Below are 20,098 nucleotides of genomic sequence, written 5' to 3'. Positions count from 1 at the left end.
GCATACTGCACAAGGTAGGGAGTGGATTTGCGTTGTCATTGTACGTCATGAAATTTGGGGGCAGCTCGGTCGGAGATACAGAACGCATGAAGCGTGTAGCCGGACGTGTTGTAGAAAAAGCTGATGAAGGACATCGGTGTGTAGTTGTGGTTTCGGCCATGGGGGATACAACAGATGATTTGATTGATCAGGCAAAACAACTGAATAGTGATCTGCCTGCTCGTGAGATGGATATGCTCTTAACAACAGGAGAACAGATTTCGATCTCTTTGTTATCGATGGCTATTCAAGCGCTTGGACGTAAGGCAGTATCGTTTACGGGCTGGCAAGCGGGATTCCGCACAGAGCCGGTTCACGGAAAAGCACGTATTCATGATATTCAACCTGACCGAGTGAATGCAGCACTTGCCGAGGGCAACATTGTTATTGTTGCAGGCTTCCAGGGCATGACGGAAGACGGCGAGATCACAACGCTGGGTCGTGGTGGTTCGGATACCACAGCTGTAGCGCTGGCGGCAGCGATTAAGGCTGATGCGTGTGAGATCTATACGGATGTAGACGGAATATATTCTACGGACCCGCGGATCGTTAAGGTTGCGCGCAAGCTGAAGGAAATATCGTATGACGAAATGCTGGAACTTGCTAATTTGGGAGCAGCGGTGTTGCATCCGCGTGCAGTAGAGTACGCGAAGCATTCCGGTGTACCTTTAATCGTAAGATCCAGCTTTAACCATAATGAAGGAACGGTTGTGAAGGAGGAAGCAGCAATGGAACAAGGCGTAGTGGTTAGTGGTATTGCCTATGACAAAAACGTGGCTCGAATCAGTATTCTGGGTGTGCCGGATGTACCAGGAGTTCTGGCCGAAGTATTTGGTGCGCTTGCATCCAATCAGCTGGATGTGGACATTATCGTTCAGAGCGGTGTGATGGATGGCAAAGCGGACTTCTCGTTCTCTGTGGCGCTGTCTGATCGTGAGAACGCATTACGTGTCATTGAAGGCCTTCACAGCCGCTTGCCTTACCGTGAAGTTACATCTGAGGAGAACCTCGTTAAAATCTCCATTGTTGGCGCAGGCATGGTCAGTCATCCTGGTGTAGCTGCGAAGATGTTCAAAGTCATTTCCGCTGAAGGCGTGAGTATCAAGATGGTGAGCACTTCCGAGATCAAAGTATCTTGTGTTATTGACGGAGATAAGCTGCATGACGTCATTAAGGCATTGCATACAGCATATGATCTCGACACTGCCGAGCAAGCCGTTATCGGTGGACCTCAAGATCGCAGATAAGTATCTTCTATGTATGTAAATTAGCAAAGGTGTACTGTTGCCAACGGGCAGCAGTACACCTTTTTTTGTTTTTCTCATGGCAATTCTCACATTAACTTGAACATCTTTCCCCCGCGTATGCCTCTATAAGGCTGCATGCGGTTCCCCTCCCCCATCTCGGGAACACAATCCAGCAGGTTTAATTGAGAACAATACGAAATATCATGAACTCTGCCTAACTTTTCAAGCCTCCGCCCGCTAACAGACCCCTGCACCAACTCCGGGATGCTCTCCTTACATTGGGATACCGCCTGATGAAGCACTATGCCGAGATCGTTAAGTTGGAGGGGAGAACAGGATTGACGGTGCAGTTCATCGATGATACATCCAGCACACAAGCCGTCCTCCAGAGCAAATTCATCCTGGTTCCCCGCACATAACAGCAATACATCTCGTTGAAGTTCACATAGAGCTGCTGCAACAGCCTGCACATTGAGAAATGAACCAGCAAATACATGTTTCCCCTTGGAAGCCTTGATCAAAGCTCGGGTTCCATCGGTTGTGGTTAGAATGATTGTTTTATCTGCAATGCCTGCAGTCATATATTCATAGGGGGAATTCCCCACTTCGAATCCGGTGATTTTTTTGTCAAAACGCTCCCCGCCTCGAATGCAATCTTTCACTTCCATTTGTTTGGCTTGTGGAACGGTCTCTACGGCAATCACAGCCGAAGCGTCATACGCCAGAGCCGTAACAATCGTACTGGTCGTACACAATACATCAATGACAACTGCACTTCGCCCTGCAATATCAATGGTACGTACTTCATTCACATTGCCAACGACATCAACTCGCACTCCCCACAACTCCTTTCTGTATCTGGGGATCGGTAGTTCTGTTTTGAACCGGAATGGAACTTACCTATCTGCATTTACTATATGCATGCACATCTAGACGGGTGCCTAGAACATGAGGTGGATCTATGGTTTCAACTCTCAACCGTATTCTAAAGAATTGATAGATTTCAGCGTCATAAATTAAATGTACAGGCATAAACTTGAGATATGAACAAGCGCCAGAAGTGTGAACCAAATGATCTCAAGGTTGGAGGAGCCTACTCATGAAGGTGAACTGGAGGGAACTTTTTCCGGAACCGATCCGAACCATTCTTGGAAGAATGCCACCCGCTCTATTGGAACAAGTGGAGGAAATACGTATTCGAGAAGGCAGACCCCTGGAGATTAATGCAGGCAACACATACCACTTCCTGACACCTCAAGGTTGTCCGACCGGGAATCCTGAAGAAGCGTATGTTCCTCAGAAAGAAGTGACACACAGGTTGCTGGACCTGATCAGTAACCATTCACTTTATACATTGGAAGAGGAACTGCGCAAAGGGTTCATCACCATACCTGGGGGACATCGAATTGGGCTTGCTGGACGAACGGTACTAAGCGGTGGGCGTGTCGAATACCTGCGTGACATCAACGGGTTTAACGTTCGCGTAGCCCGTGAGGTACATGGAGTGGCTGATCGTATCCTTCCTTATCTTCTCGATATGAAGAGCGGACAGGTCCTGCACACGTTGATCCTATCACCACCACAACAAGGGAAAACGACGTTGCTGCGAGATCTGGCGAGACAAATTAGCAGTGGTACAAAGCTTACAGGGGGAACTGAACTGGTTCAGGGAATACGTCCTCGTCTGAAAGTGGGCATTGTGGATGAAAGGTCCGAAATCGCTGGTAGCTACAAAGGAGTACCTGGCTTCGACGTAGGTCCCCGAACAGATGTGATGGACGGTTGTCCGAAGGCTGAGGGCATGATGATGATGCTTCGCTCCATGTCGCCCGATGTCCTGATTGTGGACGAGATCGGTCGTCCGGAGGATGCCGAGGCGGTGATGGAAGCCCTGCATGCAGGAGTCTCAGTGATTGCGACTGCGCATGGCCGTGACCTATCGGAGCTGTCGGCCAGACCCGCCCTCAGAACCTTAATTACGGAGCAGATGTTTCAACGTTATGTCCAGCTGCAACGGACGAGCCGGGGCATGACCTTTCGGCTGGCTGATGGCAAAATGCGTGGGTTGCAGCAGACCGGGGCAGGAGGTGAAGCCTTTGGTTAACATGTTTGGTGCGGTAATTATTCTGTTAGCCAGCACCCTCGCCGGATTTTACAAGGCCAGACAGTATGCATTAAGACCGAGACAGTTGCGAGAACTCATTGCAGCCCTCCAGCGACTAATGACGGAGATTAACTATGGGCTCACTCCACTTCCCGATGCCATGGGAAAGATGGGAGCACAGACCAAAGAACCTGTAAAAACGCTGTTTCTTCATGCAGCTACACAGATGGAACCTCCTCATGGACTCACTGCCCGGGAAAGTCTGCAGTCAGGCGTGGATCTGGCGTGGGGAAGATCGGCCATGAAGGCTGACGAGAAGGAAGTGATGCTGCAATTAAGCTTCAGCCTTGGCACAAGTGACCGTCAGGATCAGACCAAACATATATCGTTAGCCATTCAACAACTAATGCATGAGGAATCCCGCGCCCAGGCCGATCAAATGAAATATGAACGAATGAGCCGAAGCCTCGGGATGCTTGTCGGAGCGTTAATCGTCATTCTGATCTTCTGAAATAGCCGGGATAGTGAGGTGCCAAGGTCATGAATCTAGAAGTGAACGCAATCTTTCAAATTGCGGGTATCGGAATCATCATCGCCATGATTCACACGGTACTGAAACAAATGGGAAAGGAAGATATGGCTCACTGGGTGACCGTAATCGGATTTGTCGTTGTATTGTTCATGGTGGTCCGTATGCTGGACAGCCTGCTACAAGAGATCAAATCGATATTTCTTTTTCAATGAAAAACGGTCATGAAGCCGGATGGTGGTGACCTGTGGAAATTATCCAAGTTGTAGGTTTGGCGCTCATCGCAACAGTGCTCATTCTGGTCATTAAGGAACAGAAACCGATGTTTGCCTTTCTGATTGCTGCTGCAACGGGCATTGTCATCTTCATGTTGTTGATTGGCAAGATCGGTGCAGTTATCGAAGTGTTGAAGCGACTTGCCGAGAATTCAGGCATGGAAAGTATTTATCTGAAAACGGTGCTGAAAATCATTGGCATAGCGTACATCGCTGAATTTGGCGCACAGATTGTCAGGGATGCAGGTCAGGAGAGCATTGCGTCCAAGATCGAATTGGCTGGTAAGGTACTGATCCTTGTACTTGCTATACCGATCATCAGCATTATTATCGAAACCGTCATGAAGCTGATGCCGGTGTAGAAAGGGCGTGCGGACTTCATATGAAATCAATGCATCTTAAGCCGCAGTGGCGCCTTACGGTTGTGCTGATGTTCTGTTTTCTGTTTGGTATCCTGGGACAGGTTACTGCAACCTCGCCTTCTGGTGAGTGGATGGAGCAGCAGGCCGATCAGCTTCCCAAGGATCAGGTGGAGAAATACTGGGATCAACTGATGCAACAATACGGTGGTTTCTTCCCGGATGGGAAGACCCCTTCCTTCATGGATATGTTAATCCCCGGCAATGAAGGGTTCAGCCTGAAATCGGTGTTTGTAGCGATAGGAACCTTCATGCTGCATGAAATTTTATATAATGGCAAACTTCTGGTCACGATTGTGATGTTAAGCGTACTCAGCATGATTCTGGAGACGCTTCAGACCGCATTTGAGAAAAATAATATTAGCAAAATCGCCTATTCCATCTGTTATATGGTCATCATCATTATTGCAATCAACAGCTTCAGTGTGGCGATTGGATACGCCAAGGATGCCATAACTGGCATGATCAACTTCATGATGGCCATGGTTCCCTTGTTATTCACACTGCTCGCGTCCATGGGTAACGTCATCACCGTCTCCGTGACCCATCCACTCATCATTTTCATGATTCATCTGGTGAGTACGTTGATTCACTTGCTGGTATTCCCGTTACTCTTCTTCTCAGCTGTTCTGCATCTCGTCAGTTCATTGTCTGACAAGTACAAGCTGACACAGCTCGCAGACCTTCTGCGCAATATTAGTGTGGCACTGCTGGGTATCCTGCTGACGATGTTTTTGGGTGTAATCTCAGTTCAGGGAGCATCGGGATCGGTAGCGGATGGAGTCAGCCTAAAGGCCGCCAAATACATCGCAGGCAACTTTGTCCCTGTCGTGGGCAGAACATTTGCGGATGCAACGGATACAGTAATTACAGCTTCTTTACTTGTCAAAAATGCAATTGGACTCACCGGAGTGATCATCATTTTGTTTCTATGTGCCTTTCCGGCACTCAAGATCCTGGCTCTTGCCTTGATATACAACGTAACTGGTGCCATTATGCAACCACTAGGAGACACCCCGATTGTAGGATGCCTCCAGGCCATCGGTAAGAGCATGATCTACGTATTTGCGGCGCTCGCAGCCGTCGGGCTGATGTTTTTCCTGGCGATTACCATCTTGCTGACCGCGGGCAATCTGACTGTCATGATGCGCTGAATGTATGTTGGCAAGAAAGGGGGTGGAAAGGATGGGGTGGCTGAGCAACTGGCTCCAGGAATTGATTATGATCGTTCTGCTGGCGACTTTTGTGGATATGTTGTTGCCCAATCGATCCATGGAACGTTATGTCAAGCTTGTGCTGAGCCTTCTCATCCTGCTGACCCTTTTATCACCCATAACCAAGCTGCTCAAAAGTGATCCGGTTGGCGAACTGAAACGGGCAATGTCTGCAATGGATGCTCCATCGAATGGGAATGCGACACTCGAACAGATATTAGCTCAGGGCAAACGGCTACAATCCAATGAACAGGAACAATCCTTACAATGGACAGCCAAAGAACTGGCTAATGTCATGAAAGGTCAGATTGAAGAAACAACAGGAGCCAAGGTGCGGTCCGTAGAAGTACAGCTGACCATGAGTAAATATGAAACGGAGATGGAAGCTGCCTCATCAGTCGAACTGCCTGTGATCCAGCGTGTGTTGGTCGAGATGGCCGGAGAGGGTGTAGAAGGAGAAGTGAAGGCAGGGCAGCAAGAAGTCGCTGCTAACACACAACCCATATTTGGAACAGACACAGAAGTCGAGAAGGATAAATCACATCAAATACAACAGCCCATCCAGATCGGTCAGATTGAAGTGCCTGATGTTCAGATTGATGTGAGTAGAGGGCAACGTGATGGAAATGAAGCGTCTTCGGAGCCTGTTATACGTGATCAAGCAGATGAGACGAAGCAGCAAGGTGAGACATCCACAAGGTCCGAACATGCGGTGCAGATTATTACATTGTTGACTGAAAAGTGGGATGTTGATGCAAACAACATTCAAGTGACAGAACCAAAAAGTGCTGAAGTGCTCTGAGAAGGAGGGTGTCCGATGAAACAATGGTTCAAAAAGATGGAAACCTGGATGGGTGGCGGAGAGGGTGGGGCAAGGCGAAGTCAAACCTTCCGCTGGCTGATTATCCTGGGTTTGATCGGGGTGGGAATCATGCTGTTCAATTCCTTCGTCAATGTCAAAAAAATTGATTCCGAAAATATCGGTCGGGAACCACCGGACCCGGCAACATCCATGGCATCCATACAGAGTGATCCGTCGGAACAGAATCCTTTTCAGGCGATCGAAATTGCATTTGAAGACAAAATCAAAGTTGTGCTGGAAAACATTGTTGGTGTGGGAACGGTGGATGTGATGGTTACCGTGGATTCCACAGAAGAATTGGTCGTTCAGCGGAACGTGAAGGATTCTCAGCAACTTACCGAAGAAACCGATGCTAGCGGGGGCAAACGGCATATGACGCAATATACCCGTGATGGCGAGATTATTACTTACGAAATAGCAGGGGATCAGACACCTATAGTGACCAAAAAGCTCAAACCGCAGATCCGTGGGGTGCTTGTGGTTGCGAGGGGTGCAGAGAACAAGGTTGTGAAGGACCTGATAACCGATGCTGTGGAAAAAGGACTGAATGTGGCAGCCTACCGGATCTCGGTTGTACCGCGCAAACAAGACTAATCTGATGTGTTGAATCACAAGATTCAATTCTCATAAGATTGAAGCCAATTTGAGGAGGAAGTTCTAATGAATAACAAACGTCAAACGGTATGGCTCGTTTCCATGCTGAGTCTGATGGTCATTTTGTCCGCGTATTATCTGTTCACTGAGGATTCCGGTCCAGTCAACGCGCCGGTGGCTGACAGTCAACAAGTGGATGGAATCAAGCAAGGGGAAGCCAAGGAGACGGCAGGTATTCTTGATCCTACAGAAGGTTTGGTTGTGAATGAAGTGGTGAATAGCGGCGAAGTTGAAAGTGATCCAAGTGCGGCTGGCGCTGTGGAAGAACCGGCGGCTACGGAAGGTAAAGAAGCTGGAAATACAGAGAAAACACCTGCTGTCGAACCAGGCGAGAGTAAGGGTGAGGCAGGCAAAGAAACAAACAAAGAGACCGACAAAGGCGCAACAACTACACCGGAGACAGACGGTCAGGCAGGCGGCACTGCAACCAAGACAGATGAGGAAGTCCTCAAGGAAATGGAAGAGCAGAATACGACAGCATCTGCGAGCAGCCAGTTCCAGAACTACCAGTGGCAACGTGAGGAAAGCAACAATCGTAAGTATGAGGAACTGATGACCGTGGCAGGAGATCTGAGCAAAACGCCAGAGGAGAATGCCAAAGCAACGGAGCAACTCCGTACACTGGAAGAAAAAGAAGCTAAAATCACTGGCATTGAGGAGACGCTCTCTCAACAGTTCGCTAATGCGATCGTTGAAGAAGATTCCGACAAGTATAAAGTTGTGGTCCTCAGTGACAAACTGGATGTAAAACAGGCGGTATCCATTGTGGATCTGGTCATGAAAGAATTGGCGGTTTCACAGAACAAAATCAGCGTGCAATACGTCACAGAACAGTAATCCAAATCATGGAAATGCAGTCCCGGGAGCTGGTTGTACTCTCGGGCTCTTTCCATTTTTAATGATTATGATATAATACATAAAGCCATATGACCGTCCTAGTGAGACTGGCATGATGCCGAAGGAGTGAATAATGGAAATGTTTAAATTGAGTGAAATCAAAGAACTGATTAAACTGGTAGATGAAAGTTCCGTTCAAGAGTTGGAAATTGAAAATGAAGGATCACGGTTATCAATCCGCAAACCGGGCAAAACGGAGTATGTTCAAGCAGCTGCTGTGCAACCGCAAATGATTGCTGCTCCGCAAGTACAGCCGGCAGCAGTGGTAAGTGAAGCTGCACCGCAGGTCGATACTACAAGTCATTTACATAAAATTGTATCTCCGATGGTAGGTACTTTTTACAGAGCTTCCTCGCCGGAAGCGGGTCCTTTTGTGAGCGCTGGTGATAAAGTTGTTGAGAAAACAACGGTATGTATCATCGAAGCTATGAAGCTGATGAACGAGCTTGATGCGGACATCAAGGGAGAAATCGTTGAAGTGCTGGTTGAGAACGGACAGCTGGTCGAGTATGGGCAGCCCCTTTTCCTGGTGAAACCGGAATAACCGTTATAGCTGGTAAACAGCTAACCGCATGAGCTTCGAAGGAGGACAAAACGAAATGAAATTTCAAAAAATACTGATTGCGAACCGTGGAGAGATTGCGGTACGTATTATTCGTGCCTGCCGTGAAATCGGCATCTCAACGGTAGCCGTCTATTCGGAAGCGGACAAGGATTCTCTGCATGTTCGTCTTGCAGATGAGGCTTATTGTATCGGACCGACACTGTCTAAGGACAGTTACCTCAACTTCACAAACCTGATGAGTGTAGCCACACTGACGGAATGTGATGCAATCCACCCTGGTTATGGTTTTCTGGCGGAGAATGCTGATTTTGCGGAAATTTGTGAGTCTTGCAATATTACGTTTATTGGACCTTCTCCTGAAGCCATCACCAAAATGGGTGACAAGGCTGTTGCCAAACAGACGATGAAAGATGCAGGAGTACCTGTTATTCCTGGATCAGACGGCCTTGTTGAAAATATGGATGAAGCCATCATGATTGCTAGAGATATCGGATATCCTATCATTATCAAAGCTACTGCTGGTGGCGGAGGTAAGGGAATTCGTATTGCCGAAGATGAAGAAACGCTGATTAAGCAGATTACCGCTGCTCAGCAGGAAGCACAGAAGGCATTTGGCAATGCAGGTGTATATCTGGAGAAATTCCTGACAGGTATGAAACACGTGGAAATTCAGATCATTGCTGATAAACACGGAAATGCAGCACATTTGGGAGAGCGTGATTGCTCGGTTCAGCGTCGTCGCCAGAAATTGGTAGAAGAAGCTCCGTGTCCGATTCTCTCCGAAGATGTGCGCACACTGATGGGTGAAGCTGCGGTACGGGCTGCCCTTGCTGTGGATTACTCGGGAGCGGGTACATTGGAGTTCCTGCTCAGCCCGAATGGCGAGTTCTATTTCATGGAGATGAATACGCGTATTCAGGTAGAGCACCCGGTAACTGAGATGGTTACTGGCGTGGATCTGATCCGTGAGATGATCTCGGTAGCTGAAGGCAACCCACTCTCATTCCGTCAGGAAGACGTGGTTATCAATGGCTGGTCCATTGAATGTCGTATCAATGCAGAAGATCCGGACCGTAACTTTATGCCGTCACCAGGCAAAATCGGATTCTACCTTGCACCGGGAGGACCTGGCGTTCGTGTAGATAGTGCTGCTTATCCGGGTTATACCATTTCACCTTTCTATGACTCCATGATCGCAAAATTGATCGTGTGGGGAGCGAATCGTGAAGAGGCGATTGCCAAGATGAAACGTGCGCTTGGGGAATTTGCGATTGAAGGCATATCTACAACTATTCCTTTCCATCAGAAATTGCTGGAGCACCCAACGTTCATTCGTGGTGACTTTGATATCAAATTTCTTGAGGAAAACGAGATTTAAAAGGTATATTGGGCTTGTTTGTCATAATGTAGCCCAAATGATATAGTATGAATAATAAGAGCGCATGTCTCCTGCAAAGGATAAGCCCGCACCTCGCGGATGTTTGCAGGAGTTCCGGTAAAGCCGGACCGGAAGGGTTCTGAAGGTTGATTAACCTGAGTCCAGCGCCCTGACGGATGGCCGCAAACTTATCTCGCGAAAGGTGTGTTGAACAGTTATGAGTACACTACCGACTGAATTTGAACGAACGGATATCGGTGAAATCCAGATCGCACCTGAAGTTATTGAAGTGATTGCTGGATTGGCGACCCTTGAAGTGAAAGGTGTTGCAGGCATGAGTGGCGGATTCGCTGGCGGATTTGCTGAATTGCTTGGTCGCAAAAACCTTTCCAAAGGCGTTAAAGTTGAAGTGGGCCAACGTGAAGCTGCAGTTGATGTTTCCGTAATTATCGAGTACGGATACCGTCTGCCACAAGTAGCTACGGAGATTCAACAGAACGTGAAACGTTCCATCGAGAACATGACAGGATTGAATGTGAATGAAGTGAATGTGCACATTCATGACGTTCAGTTCAAGAGCACCGAGAAAGTGGAAGAGATCGACCTGAACAGTCAGCGCGTAAAATAAAAGAAGACAGATTCCCCCGGCATCATCTGCCGGGGGTTATCCCGTCTTGGACAGGTCTTCATTATAGCGAAAGCTAGATGAGGATCTGATTTTTTGCTAGTGAACAGGTTAAGTAATGTTAGTGAGCAAGGGAGGCTGTGCAGTTCGTGGCTAAAATACTGGATCGGCTTCTGTTGTTTATATACAGCATAAGCGTTGGAGCAATATCGGCAGCCGTCATTCTTCTGATTAGCGGTGTGCTGCCTTACGAATTGAATTACCAGCAGGAACAAAACGTTATTGTTGCGTCGGTTATTGCAGCAGCGATTTTGTTTATCCTGAGTTTGCGATTTTTCTACATCTCGGTTCGGCGTGAGCGTGCATCGTTGCCGTCTGTAGATCAACGGACTGAGTTTGGTGATGTACAGATTTCGATGGAGACGATTGAGAATCTCTGTTTGAAGGCAACTTCCCGTTTCCGGGGAGTACGTGATGTCAAGGCACGCATACGTGTGGTTGAGTCAGGACTGGAGATTATGATCCGTGCAGTAGTGGATGGTGAGACACCTATTCCTGCGCTGACTTCTGATCTGCAAAAGGCGATACATGATCATGTGCAAGAGATTACGGGCATCCCGGTTTCTTTTGTCACGGTGTATATCGCTAATGTAACCCAGTCGCCTAACTACAAGAGTCGAGTGGAATGAGGTGAGTTTCACTGATGCTGTGGAAAGAGATTTGGGATAGTCACAGAGGCCGAATTACCGGAATTATCGGCGGCATCTTTTTTGGATTTCTTTATGTATGGATCGGTTTTTGGGATATGTTGTTCTTTGCACTCTTGGTGTTCATCGGTTATACGTTAGGCAGACGAAGCGATTCGAAGCTGGGTTCGTCCATTCCCTGGAGGGAGTGGGGACAATGGCTGGGCGATCGCTGGCGTCCGTTTAAGTGACCTACCTGAACCCTGCAATATGTTTCTTCCGAAAATAGAGCTGTAGTTTAGGTTGCCCGTTTTTTGGAGGAAACGTATTGCAGGTTTTTTTGTGAAAAGGGATAACAATAACAATACCGTGTAAGCCATCGATCTAACCGATACTGGATAAGATGTGATGTTTGCATGATTTTAAAATAAGCATGATGACGCTCCAGACGGAGCGCTGCAGGAGGCAGGACATGAAAAGACGTTTGGCAAGGGAAATTGCAGTACAAAGTCTGTATCAGATGGAAATGAATGAGGTAGGTGCAGCAGAAGCTGTGAACATGTTGATCAATGAAGCTGCTGAAGATAATGAAACCGAAGTAGTTATTCGCGATGAAGATGTAATGCGTACTTATGTTACTGAGATTGTACAAGGAGCCTGGAACAATAAGGAAGCCATTGACGGTTTGCTTGTGGATTATTTGAAAGGTTGGCAGATCAGCCGTCTGTCACGTGTAGATCGCCAGATTCTACGACTGTCCACGTATGAAATGGTATTCCGTGATGACATCCCGGCAAAGGTATCGGTCAATGAAGCAATTGAACTGTCCAAATATTTTGGTACAGAAGAATCCGGTAAATTCGTCAATGGTGTACTTGGACGCATGATTCAGGAAGTTGACGCGATTAAAGCAAAATTATCTTAAGTTAAGATTAATTATAGTGTGTGTTCAAAAAGACCGGTTTTCAGTAACCTTCGTAATCAAAAGCGGGCTTTTTGAACAACCTCTAAATTTATATTCACATAAGGGAGAGAGAGTACAATGACAGCATCTATTATTAACGGTAAAGAAGTATCCCAAGAGATCCGCGCAAGCATGACAACAGAAGTAAAACAGCTTAGCGAACAGGGGGTAGTACCTGGTCTGGCTGTTGTGCTCGTCGGGGAAGATCCGGCATCCCAAGTCTATGTGCGTAATAAAGAAAAAGCATGTCACGACCTCGGTTTCTACTCCGAAGTACATCGCTTGGATGCAGATACGTCCCAAGAAGATCTGCTTGCGCTGGTGGACAAGTTGAACAATCAACAATCCATTAACGGAATTTTGGTTCAACTCCCACTGCCAAAACATATCGAAGAGAAAGCGGTTATTGATGCAATTGCCGTGGATAAAGACGTAGACGGATTCCATCCAGTCAATGTTGGTAATCTTGTTATTGGGGACGATAGTCTGCTTCCATGTACCCCAGCGGGTGTAATTGAACTGATCAAACGTACTGGATTGGAAATGTCCGGTAAACATGCGGTAGTCATCGGAAGAAGCAACATCGTTGGCAAACCGGTATCGCTGTTGCTGCAACGTGAGAATGCAACGGTAACCATGTGTCATTCCCGTACAGCCAACATGAAAGAAATTACACGCCAGGCGGACATTCTAGTTGTAGCCATCGGCCGTGCTAATTTTGTGGATGCTGATTTTGTGAAACCAGGTGCTGTTGTTATCGATGTCGGCATGAACCGTTTGGAGAATGGCAAACTGGCAGGAGACGTTGATTTCGAGAGTGTGAAAGAAGTTTCTGGTCCAATTACACCCGTTCCAGGTGGTGTTGGTCCGATGACAATCACAATGCTGATGCAAAATACATTGATCGCTGCCAAGCGCGCTCACGGATTGGCCTAGGGTTTTGTCTGTGGCAGATCAAAAGATCTACTCCATCAAAGACCTGAACCGATACATCCGGATGAAACTGGAATCGGATCAGGTCCTGTCGGACGTCTGGCTGCGCGGGGAGATTTCGAATTTCACACATCACTCCAGCGGCCATATGTATTTTACATTGAAGGACAAGGACAGCCGAATCAAGTCAATTATGTTTGCGTCCCATAACCAGCGATTACCCTTTGTACCGAAGGAGGGTGCAAGGGTTATTGCCCGTGGTAATGTCTCGGTGTATGAACGGGATGGGCAGTATCAATTTTATGCTACCCATATGCAACCGGATGGAATTGGAAGTCTGTATCTGGCTTACGAACAGCTGAAGAAAAAGCTTGAGGATGAAGGGTTATTTTCACCTTCTCGAAAAAGACAGATCCCTCGTTATCCACAGACCATCGGGGTTGTAACTTCACCGACGGGAGCGGCGGTGCGAGACATCATGATCACACTCCAGCGCAGGTATCCTTCTGCCAAAGTTGTTTTATATCCTGTTCTGGTTCAAGGCAAGGGTGCAGCACCTTCCATTGTCAAAGCGATTGGCAACCTGAACCGGATGGGAGAAGCCGATGTACTTATCGTTGGACGCGGAGGCGGTTCACTGGAGGAGTTGTGGGCCTTTAATGAGGAGATTGTGGCAAGAGCAATAGTCGCTTCGGATATTCCTGTCATTTCTGCGGTTGGGCACGAAACGGACTTCACTATTGCTGATTTTGCAGCCGATTTGCGTGCGGCTACACCTACAGCAGCTGCTGAATTAGCTGTGCCTAATCGAGCTGAGTTGCTTGATCAGATCGGACAACGTCAGCGCCAGTTACAGCACAGCTTACGTCAGCGTGCTGTACATAATCGTGAACGGCTCGCAAGATTACAGCGTTCGCCAGTACTGGTGCATCCAAGACGTACCTTGATGCAGCATACGGAACGACTGGATATGATGCACCAACGGCTTTTGAGAACAGTCGATACACGTATGAAATGGACAGGAGAGAAGCAGGAGCGTCTGCGGGCAGCACTGCAACGGTTCAATCCTCGTGAGCAGGTCAATGCAGCACGCCGTGAGAATGCGGCAGCACGCAGACAACTTGAACTTGCGATCAGGTCTATAGCCAGATCGAAGCAGCAACAGTGGAAATCATCTGTGCGGCATCTGGATGCGCTTAGCCCGCTTAAAGTCATGTCACGGGGATACAGCCTTGTCTATGACGAGCAAGAACAGCGATTGATCAAGTCGACGAAGGATGTACAGCCTGGAGATTCAATTAAGATTAAATTAACAGACGGACAGCTGGACTGTCAGGTTTGGGGAATGAAGGAGGACGACAATACCCATGGCGAATGAACCGGAATTGAATTTTGAAGAGGCAATGGCGGCATTGGAAGACATCGTAGGTCAGCTGGAACATGGTGATGTTCCGTTGGAACAGGCCATCGATCTGTTTCAACGCGGGATGAAACTTTCGCAACTTTGCGGTTTGAAGCTGGAACAAGTGGAACGCAAGATCGAGATGATCGTAGAAGAAGATGGAGAGCTTCGCAAGAAGCCTTTCGGAACTGCTGACGATGAGAGCGGTGAAGTCCATGAGTAATCGTCCTTCGTTTCAAGCATACCTCGAAGAGGTCACAGCTGAGGTGACAGAAGCGTTGAAACATACGCTTCCCGATCACTGGGATGTACCCCAATCGTTGACGGATGCGATGCAGTACTCACTTATGGCCGGAGGCAAACGCCTTCGTCCTCTTCTGGTCGTTGCTGCGGCGGAAGCCTTCGGTGCACAGCGTACAGCTGCAATGCCGGTAGCCTGCGCCGTGGAGATGGTTCATACGTATTCACTGATCCACGACGACCTGCCTGCTATGGATAATGATGATTACCGCAGGGGAAAATTAACGAATCATAAGGTATATGGTGAAGCAACAGCCATATTGGCGGGCGATGCGTTGCTAACTCATGCTTTTTATAGCATTGTTCAAGCTGGACGCCGTAGCGGTGTGGCGGCAGATGCGTTACTGTCCATCGTAGAGGACATGTCCGAACTTGCTGGAGCAAGAGGCATGGTCGGCGGCCAAGTCGCGGATATGGAAGGCGAGCAAGGCATGACCGATCTTTCACAGCTCCAATATATCCATTTGCACAAAACGGGTGATCTGATTGTTTTCTCACTCATTGCTGGAGCACGAATTGGTGGAGCAACGGAGGGACAATTGGAAGCCTTACGTGTGTTTGGCCGTGATCTGGGGCTGGCATTTCAGATTCAGGATGATATTCTCGACCTGACGGGTGACGAGCAGAAGATGGGCAAGAAAACACAGAGCGATGTGAATCAGCAGAAGGTAACATATCCTTATTTTATTGGCATGGAGGCTTCTGTAGATGAAGTGAAATCCCTTACCCAATCTGCCAAAGACGCACTTGAAAGAGCCGAGTTACTTGATGCATCCAGATTGCTGGAAATTGCAGATTATCTGATGAGTCGAGACCATTAGATTCTGACGGAGCGGTCTGTTTCAAAACCTGTATAGCCGTGTAATGAATGTAATGTCCTTTTTCCGAGTAGATGGAAAGAGCTGTCCCGAGTGGATGCGGGAATACATATGGAGAAGAATTTTAAATAACTTGCTGGCGAGAATGCTCGTTATCGGGAGTATAGTGCAGTAAATTATGATTCTTGTTCTTTTATGTTATAATGATTTAATGTCATTTGATTCATAATGTATATATCGATTTACAACAATAACTAAACAATCTAGGAAAGCGGGGAGATTCTCGTGCTGCTTCCACAAATTAAACAACCCAGTGATCTAAAGTCGATGTCTCAGGATGATCTTGCCCTTTTGTCGGCAGAGATCCGGCAGTTTCTGATTGAGAAACTGTCTGTTACAGGTGGGCATCTCGCACCCAACTTAGGCGTGGTTGAGCTCACGGTAGCCCTGCATTACTGTTATAACAGTCCAGCAGACAAAATGATTTTTGATGTAGGGCATCAGGCTTATGTGCATAAAGTCCTGACAGGGCGTATGGATCGCTTTGATACATTGCGTCAACATAACGGTCTGTGCGGGTTTGTCAAACGCAACGAAAGTGAACATGACGTATGGGAAGCTGGACACAGCAGTACTTCATTGTCTGCTGCGATGGGGATGGCCCTTGCACGTGATCTGAAGGGTGAGGACAACCAAGTTATCGCGATGATTGGTGATGGAGCGCTTACGGGTGGTATGGCTTTTGAAGCCCTAAATCATATCGGTCATGAGCAGAGAAAACTGATGGTTATTCTGAATGATAATGAAATGTCCATTGCTCCAAACGTTGGGGCCATGCATAAATATTTGAGCAAGATTCGTTCGGATCGTCATTATCTGAAAGCAAAAGATGATGTCGAGGGCATGCTTAAAAAAATTCCTGCTATTGGGGACCGTTTGGCCAAATCGGCAAGCTGGATCAAAGATAGTGTCAAATATATGATGGTACCAGGTGTTCTTTTTGAAGAACTGGGCTTCACGTATTTGGGACCGATTGATGGGCATGATATTCCCAAATTGATCGAAACCTTCAAACAGGCAGATAACGTTGATGGCCCTGTGCTCGTTCACGTGCTCACGACCAAAGGCAAAGGTTATCAGCCAGCAGAAGCCGATTCGCACAAGTGGCACGGGATTTCTCCGTACAAAATTGAATCTGGGCAAGTGCTGAAGGCAGTCGGAAAACCGATGTACACGGAAGTGTTTGGTCAAACGTTAATTGATCTTGCGAAGCAGGATAAGCGGGTCGTAGCTGTAACGCCAGCAATGCCTACAGGATCAGGTCTTATTCCGTTCAGTAAGGAATTTCCCGATCGCATGATTGACGTAGGTATTGCAGAACAGCACGCGGCGACCATGTGTGCTGCACTGGCTATGGAAGGTTTGAAGCCGGTCTTTGCCGTGTATTCTACGTTTATGCAACGTGCTTATGATCAGATTGTACATGATATTTGCCGTCATAACGCCAACGTGATGTTTGCTATTGACCGTGCGGGGTTTGTTGGTCCGGATGGGGAAACACATCAAGGGGTATACGATGTGGCATTTATGCGCCATATTCCAAATATCGTTCTGATGATGCCAAAAGACGAAAATGAATTGCGTCATATGATGAAAACGGCGCTTGATTATAATGAAGGTCCGATTGCTTACCGTTATCCACGAAACAATGTGGTCGGTGTACCTTTGGATGATGTACTTGTTCCGATTCCAATCGGATCATGGGAGCAACTGCGTCCATCCGAGGGATATGCAGTCATCGCTTCAGGTTCGATGGTGCAGCTTGCAGAAGAAGCAGCAGAGATGGTGAAGCGGGAAGGGATCACAGCAGGCGTAATCAACGCTCGCTTCCTGAAACCTCTTGACGAGCAAATGTTGCGTGATTTAGCTGTTCGAGGCACCAAATTGATTGTACTTGAAGAAACATCCCAGGCAGGCAGCATGGGTAGTGCAGTTCTGGAGTTTTATGCAGAACAGGGACTACATGATGTTCATGTACAATTGATGGGGATTCCGGATCGCTTCATCGAGCATGGCAGTATTAAGGAACAACGTGAGGAAGTGGGTCTTACCGTTGAAAATGTATGTGCTGAACTGCGCAAGATGGCTGTTCAATCATCTTACGGCATACCCAAAACACGTTTTCCTTCGTAAATTTACATGATAGGAGACAGACATGTCACTCCCGAAAGAACGAATTGATGTTCTGCTGGTTGAGCAGGGCTATTATGAAAGTCGTGAGAAGGCAAAAGCTGCAATCATGGCTGGACTGGTATATGCCAATAATGAGCCGATCGAAAAGGCGGGCATGAAAATTCCAAGGGAAGCCGAGCTGAAAGTTAAAGGTTCGGTACATCCCTACGTCGGCAGAGGCGGATTGAAGCTCGAAAAAGCGATCCGTCATTTCGACCTTGATATGAATGGACTTGTCATGCTCGACATTGGTTCATCCACCGGTGGATTTACGGATTGTGCACTTCAGCATGGCGCATCTCACGTCTACGCTATTGATGTGGGCTATAATCAGCTCGATTGGTCTTTGCGTAATGATGAGCGGGTTACTGTTATGGAACGAACTAATTTCCGCTATGTGACTCCTGAAGATCTGACGGGACCCGTGCCGAACTTTGCGAGCATTGATGTGTCGTTCATTTCACTGCGAATCATATTGCCGCCACTTCTGGCTCTTTTGAAACAACCTGCAGATATCGTTGCATTGATTAAACCTCAATTTGAGGCAGGGCGTGAAAAAGTAGGCAAGTCCGGTGTGGTACGTGATACGAAGGTACACAAGGATGTATTGCAGACAATGCTTCATTTTTCCAATCAACTTGGTTTACATCTGCAGAGTTTAACTTTTTCACCGATAACGGGTGGAGAAGGTAATATAGAATTTCTCGCACATTGGCGTCTGGAAGCACCAGAGGCAACACAACCAGAGATCGATCCAGCTTCACTTGACGCACTTGCGGAGCAAGTTGCAAAGGAAGCAGCTCATACATTTACGGGAAACTCATCATAAGATGGGTTTCTTTTCGCTGGAAAGGTGATTGACGTAAAGGGAAATCATTACTGAACCTCGAATATGTCTTCGAGGTGAGCGATAATGGATGGTCAATATGACACAATCTTTATAGGTGTACTTGCTGTCTGTTTGATCTTGTGGCTGTTCTTTGGCTTGCGTAATTGGGTGAACCGACCGACGCCGGTAAGCTTGTCTGGAATGAAACTGAACGTGAAGATTCAAGATTCCCCGGCCTTGGATTTGCTTGAAGCACAGGGCTACGAAGTCATCGGTGGGAAAATGAAAGTCCCTCTGGCTTTTGAGGCCAATGAATCCGTTTATTACAGCAGATTATTCATTGATTATGTTGCAGAACGTGAGGATCTCAGATACCTCGTGAAAACGTCTCGTCGCAGACAGCCAATTGAAATGACCGGTCCTGCGCTAAGGGATCGCTTCCTCAATTATTTGTTGTTATATCCTGGCTGTGAAGGATTGCTGTATGTTGACGTGGAGGATTCCGATATTAAGTTAATCAGGCTCATGGACTATCAGGAAGATGTGTATGATGGGGATGATCTGGACTAATATAAAAGAATGAACATTGCAGGGCAAAGTCTGCGGCGAATTACAAATGCTGCTTTATTGCAATACATCTAACTGGAGGCATATATGAAAGGACAAAGGCACATCAAGATTCGTGAAATCATTAGTCAAAATGAAATTGAGACCCAGGATGATCTGGTTGAAGCACTACGCAAATCAGGTTTTCAGGTGACTCAGGCGACGGTATCCCGGGATATCAAGGAACTTCTGTTAATCAAGATTCCGATGGATGATGGAAGATACAAGTACTCTTTACCGACAGATCAACGATATAATCCGATTCAAAAGTTGAAGCGTGCACTCGTTGACAACTTCTTGCACATTGATCACACAAACAATCTGGTTGTGATGAAATGTTTGCCCGGAACAGCCAACTCCATTGCAGCTTTGCTTGATAATATTGAGTGGAATGAAGTCATGGGCACGATCTGTGGAGATGACACCATTCTGATTATCTGCCGGACTGAAGGTAACAGTGTGACCGTTATTGAGCGGATCATGGGTTACATTTCTTGAATAAATGGTTCAAAAACATAAT

24 protein-coding genes are annotated in these 20,098 nt (G+C 47.2%); 23 read left to right on the top strand and 1 reads right to left on the bottom strand.

Features of this window, described 5'->3' with window-relative positions; all coding sequences use genetic code 11:
• Positions 1-32: 32 nt before the first annotated feature.
• Complete coding sequence (locus MHI55_RS20510; protein WP_047843625.1) at positions 33-1,286, top strand: aspartate kinase; 1,254 nt, start codon at positions 33-35, stop codon at positions 1,284-1,286.
• Between the two features lie 86 nt (positions 1,287-1,372).
• Here MHI55_RS20510 and MHI55_RS20505 read toward each other — a convergent pair whose 3' ends face one another.
• On the bottom strand, positions 1,373-2,122 hold the full coding sequence (locus tag MHI55_RS20505) for a 2-phosphosulfolactate phosphatase (RefSeq protein ID WP_051447358.1): 750 nt from the start codon (positions 2,120-2,122) through the stop codon (positions 1,373-1,375).
• A gap of 263 nt (positions 2,123-2,385) precedes the next feature.
• Between MHI55_RS20505 and spoIIIAA the strand changes: the two genes are divergently transcribed.
• The 22 genes from spoIIIAA to argR all read left to right on the top strand — a co-directional run bounded on the left by spoIIIAA (position 2,386) and on the right by argR (position 20,076).
• Positions 2,386-3,390 carry a stage III sporulation protein AA gene (spoIIIAA, locus tag MHI55_RS20500; RefSeq protein ID WP_340386718.1) on the top strand — a complete coding sequence of 335 codons (1,005 nt, stop codon included), beginning with the start codon at positions 2,386-2,388 and terminating at the stop codon, positions 3,388-3,390.
• Positions 3,383-3,901, top strand: coding sequence for a stage III sporulation protein SpoIIIAB (gene spoIIIAB / locus MHI55_RS20495; RefSeq protein WP_036614389.1), 519 nt, complete (start codon positions 3,383-3,385; stop codon positions 3,899-3,901). Before spoIIIAA ends, spoIIIAB begins: the two co-directional genes overlap by 8 nt.
• Before the next feature lie 29 nt (positions 3,902-3,930).
• Complete coding sequence (spoIIIAC, locus tag MHI55_RS20490) at positions 3,931-4,134, top strand: stage III sporulation protein AC (protein ID WP_017687585.1); 204 nt, start codon at positions 3,931-3,933, stop codon at positions 4,132-4,134.
• A 32-nt stretch (positions 4,135-4,166) separates the two neighbouring features.
• Positions 4,167-4,556: a stage III sporulation protein AD gene (gene spoIIIAD / locus MHI55_RS20485; protein WP_017687586.1), complete on the top strand. Its 390-nt coding sequence runs from the start codon at positions 4,167-4,169 to the stop codon at positions 4,554-4,556.
• Positions 4,557-4,576: 20 nt separating this feature from the next.
• A complete protein-coding gene (spoIIIAE, locus tag MHI55_RS20480; protein ID WP_101313620.1) occupies positions 4,577-5,767 on the top strand; it encodes a stage III sporulation protein AE in 1,191 nt (396 codons plus the stop codon).
• 31 nt (positions 5,768-5,798) lie between these two features.
• On the top strand, positions 5,799-6,629 hold the full coding sequence (spoIIIAF, locus tag MHI55_RS20475; RefSeq protein WP_340386716.1) for a stage III sporulation protein AF: 831 nt from the start codon (positions 5,799-5,801) through the stop codon (positions 6,627-6,629).
• Positions 6,630-6,644: 15 nt separating this feature from the next.
• Positions 6,645-7,283: a stage III sporulation protein AG gene (gene spoIIIAG, locus MHI55_RS20470; RefSeq protein ID WP_340386712.1), complete on the top strand. Its 639-nt coding sequence runs from the start codon at positions 6,645-6,647 to the stop codon at positions 7,281-7,283.
• Between the two features lie 66 nt (positions 7,284-7,349).
• Positions 7,350-8,180, top strand: coding sequence for a SpoIIIAH-like family protein (locus MHI55_RS20465; protein ID WP_340386710.1), 831 nt, complete (start codon positions 7,350-7,352; stop codon positions 8,178-8,180).
• 139 nt (positions 8,181-8,319) lie between these two features.
• A complete protein-coding gene (gene accB, locus MHI55_RS20460) occupies positions 8,320-8,784 on the top strand; it encodes an acetyl-CoA carboxylase biotin carboxyl carrier protein (RefSeq protein ID WP_036614903.1) in 465 nt (154 codons plus the stop codon).
• Positions 8,785-8,839: 55 nt separating this feature from the next.
• Positions 8,840-10,183 carry an acetyl-CoA carboxylase biotin carboxylase subunit gene (gene accC, locus MHI55_RS20455; RefSeq protein ID WP_036614375.1) on the top strand — a complete coding sequence of 448 codons (1,344 nt, stop codon included), beginning with the start codon at positions 8,840-8,842 and terminating at the stop codon, positions 10,181-10,183.
• 217 nt (positions 10,184-10,400) lie between these two features.
• Positions 10,401-10,811, top strand: coding sequence for an Asp23/Gls24 family envelope stress response protein (locus MHI55_RS20450; RefSeq protein ID WP_017687593.1), 411 nt, complete (start codon positions 10,401-10,403; stop codon positions 10,809-10,811).
• Between the two features lie 146 nt (positions 10,812-10,957).
• A complete protein-coding gene (gene amaP / locus MHI55_RS20445; RefSeq protein WP_017687594.1) occupies positions 10,958-11,497 on the top strand; it encodes an alkaline shock response membrane anchor protein AmaP in 540 nt (179 codons plus the stop codon).
• A 14-nt stretch (positions 11,498-11,511) separates the two neighbouring features.
• A complete protein-coding gene (locus MHI55_RS20440; RefSeq protein ID WP_017687595.1) occupies positions 11,512-11,745 on the top strand; it encodes a DUF2273 domain-containing protein in 234 nt (77 codons plus the stop codon).
• Between the two features lie 221 nt (positions 11,746-11,966).
• On the top strand, positions 11,967-12,419 hold the full coding sequence (gene nusB / locus MHI55_RS20435; RefSeq protein WP_036675000.1) for a transcription antitermination factor NusB: 453 nt from the start codon (positions 11,967-11,969) through the stop codon (positions 12,417-12,419).
• Positions 12,420-12,536: 117 nt separating this feature from the next.
• The gene (folD, locus tag MHI55_RS20430; RefSeq protein ID WP_017687597.1) at positions 12,537-13,394 is read left to right on the top strand and encodes a bifunctional methylenetetrahydrofolate dehydrogenase/methenyltetrahydrofolate cyclohydrolase FolD; all 858 of its coding nucleotides are present in this window, start codon (positions 12,537-12,539) and stop codon (positions 13,392-13,394) included.
• A gap of 10 nt (positions 13,395-13,404) precedes the next feature.
• Positions 13,405-14,769, top strand: coding sequence for an exodeoxyribonuclease VII large subunit (gene xseA, locus MHI55_RS20425; RefSeq protein ID WP_017687598.1), 1,365 nt, complete (start codon positions 13,405-13,407; stop codon positions 14,767-14,769).
• Entirely contained in the window at positions 14,759-15,016 is a 258-nt protein-coding gene (gene xseB / locus MHI55_RS20420; protein WP_017687599.1) for an exodeoxyribonuclease VII small subunit, read from the top strand. Before xseA ends, xseB begins: the two co-directional genes overlap by 11 nt.
• Positions 14,991-15,914 carry a polyprenyl synthetase family protein gene (locus MHI55_RS20415; RefSeq protein WP_340386707.1) on the top strand — a complete coding sequence of 308 codons (924 nt, stop codon included), beginning with the start codon at positions 14,991-14,993 and terminating at the stop codon, positions 15,912-15,914. Before xseB ends, MHI55_RS20415 begins: the two co-directional genes overlap by 26 nt.
• 282 nt (positions 15,915-16,196) lie before the next feature.
• Complete coding sequence (gene dxs / locus MHI55_RS20410) at positions 16,197-18,104, top strand: 1-deoxy-D-xylulose-5-phosphate synthase (protein WP_036614362.1); 1,908 nt, start codon at positions 16,197-16,199, stop codon at positions 18,102-18,104.
• Between the two features lie 22 nt (positions 18,105-18,126).
• The gene (locus MHI55_RS20405) at positions 18,127-18,972 is read left to right on the top strand and encodes a TlyA family RNA methyltransferase (RefSeq protein WP_340386705.1); all 846 of its coding nucleotides are present in this window, start codon (positions 18,127-18,129) and stop codon (positions 18,970-18,972) included.
• 84 nt (positions 18,973-19,056) lie between these two features.
• Positions 19,057-19,542, top strand: coding sequence for a hypothetical protein (locus tag MHI55_RS20400; protein WP_340386703.1), 486 nt, complete (start codon positions 19,057-19,059; stop codon positions 19,540-19,542).
• A gap of 84 nt (positions 19,543-19,626) precedes the next feature.
• A complete protein-coding gene (argR, locus tag MHI55_RS20395; RefSeq protein ID WP_145322615.1) occupies positions 19,627-20,076 on the top strand; it encodes a transcriptional regulator ArgR in 450 nt (149 codons plus the stop codon).
• The last annotated feature ends 22 nt before the right edge of the window (positions 20,077-20,098 follow it).

The organism is Paenibacillus sp. FSL E2-0151 (assembly GCF_037993015.1).
GTDB lineage: Bacteria > Bacillota > Bacilli > Paenibacillales > Paenibacillaceae > Paenibacillus > Paenibacillus amylolyticus.
Note: the sequence above shows the minus strand (reverse complement) of the source record. Positions and strands in the feature narration are given on the sequence as shown.

Coding starts and splice junctions, on each gene's coding strand:
- spoIIIAF (WP_340386716.1), top strand. CDS start 5,799: ATGGGGTGGCTGAGCAACTGGCTCCAGGAATTGATTATGATCGTTCTG.
- MHI55_RS20400 (WP_340386703.1), top strand. CDS start 19,057: ATGGATGGTCAATATGACACAATCTTTATAGGTGTACTTGCTGTCTGT.
- MHI55_RS20465 (WP_340386710.1), top strand. CDS start 7,350: ATGAATAACAAACGTCAAACGGTATGGCTCGTTTCCATGCTGAGTCTG.
- MHI55_RS20450 (WP_017687593.1), top strand. CDS start 10,401: ATGAGTACACTACCGACTGAATTTGAACGAACGGATATCGGTGAAATC.
- MHI55_RS20440 (WP_017687595.1), top strand. CDS start 11,512: ATGCTGTGGAAAGAGATTTGGGATAGTCACAGAGGCCGAATTACCGGA.
- spoIIIAG (WP_340386712.1), top strand. CDS start 6,645: ATGAAACAATGGTTCAAAAAGATGGAAACCTGGATGGGTGGCGGAGAG.
- argR (WP_145322615.1), top strand. CDS start 19,627: ATGAAAGGACAAAGGCACATCAAGATTCGTGAAATCATTAGTCAAAAT.
- xseB (WP_017687599.1), top strand. CDS start 14,759: ATGGCGAATGAACCGGAATTGAATTTTGAAGAGGCAATGGCGGCATTG.
- MHI55_RS20405 (WP_340386705.1), top strand. CDS start 18,127: ATGTCACTCCCGAAAGAACGAATTGATGTTCTGCTGGTTGAGCAGGGC.
- MHI55_RS20415 (WP_340386707.1), top strand. CDS start 14,991: ATGAGAGCGGTGAAGTCCATGAGTAATCGTCCTTCGTTTCAAGCATAC.
- spoIIIAC (WP_017687585.1), top strand. CDS start 3,931: ATGAATCTAGAAGTGAACGCAATCTTTCAAATTGCGGGTATCGGAATC.
- spoIIIAA (WP_340386718.1), top strand. CDS start 2,386: ATGAAGGTGAACTGGAGGGAACTTTTTCCGGAACCGATCCGAACCATT.
- accB (WP_036614903.1), top strand. CDS start 8,320: ATGTTTAAATTGAGTGAAATCAAAGAACTGATTAAACTGGTAGATGAA.
- spoIIIAE (WP_101313620.1), top strand. CDS start 4,577: ATGAAATCAATGCATCTTAAGCCGCAGTGGCGCCTTACGGTTGTGCTG.
- nusB (WP_036675000.1), top strand. CDS start 11,967: ATGAAAAGACGTTTGGCAAGGGAAATTGCAGTACAAAGTCTGTATCAG.
- accC (WP_036614375.1), top strand. CDS start 8,840: ATGAAATTTCAAAAAATACTGATTGCGAACCGTGGAGAGATTGCGGTA.
- folD (WP_017687597.1), top strand. CDS start 12,537: ATGACAGCATCTATTATTAACGGTAAAGAAGTATCCCAAGAGATCCGC.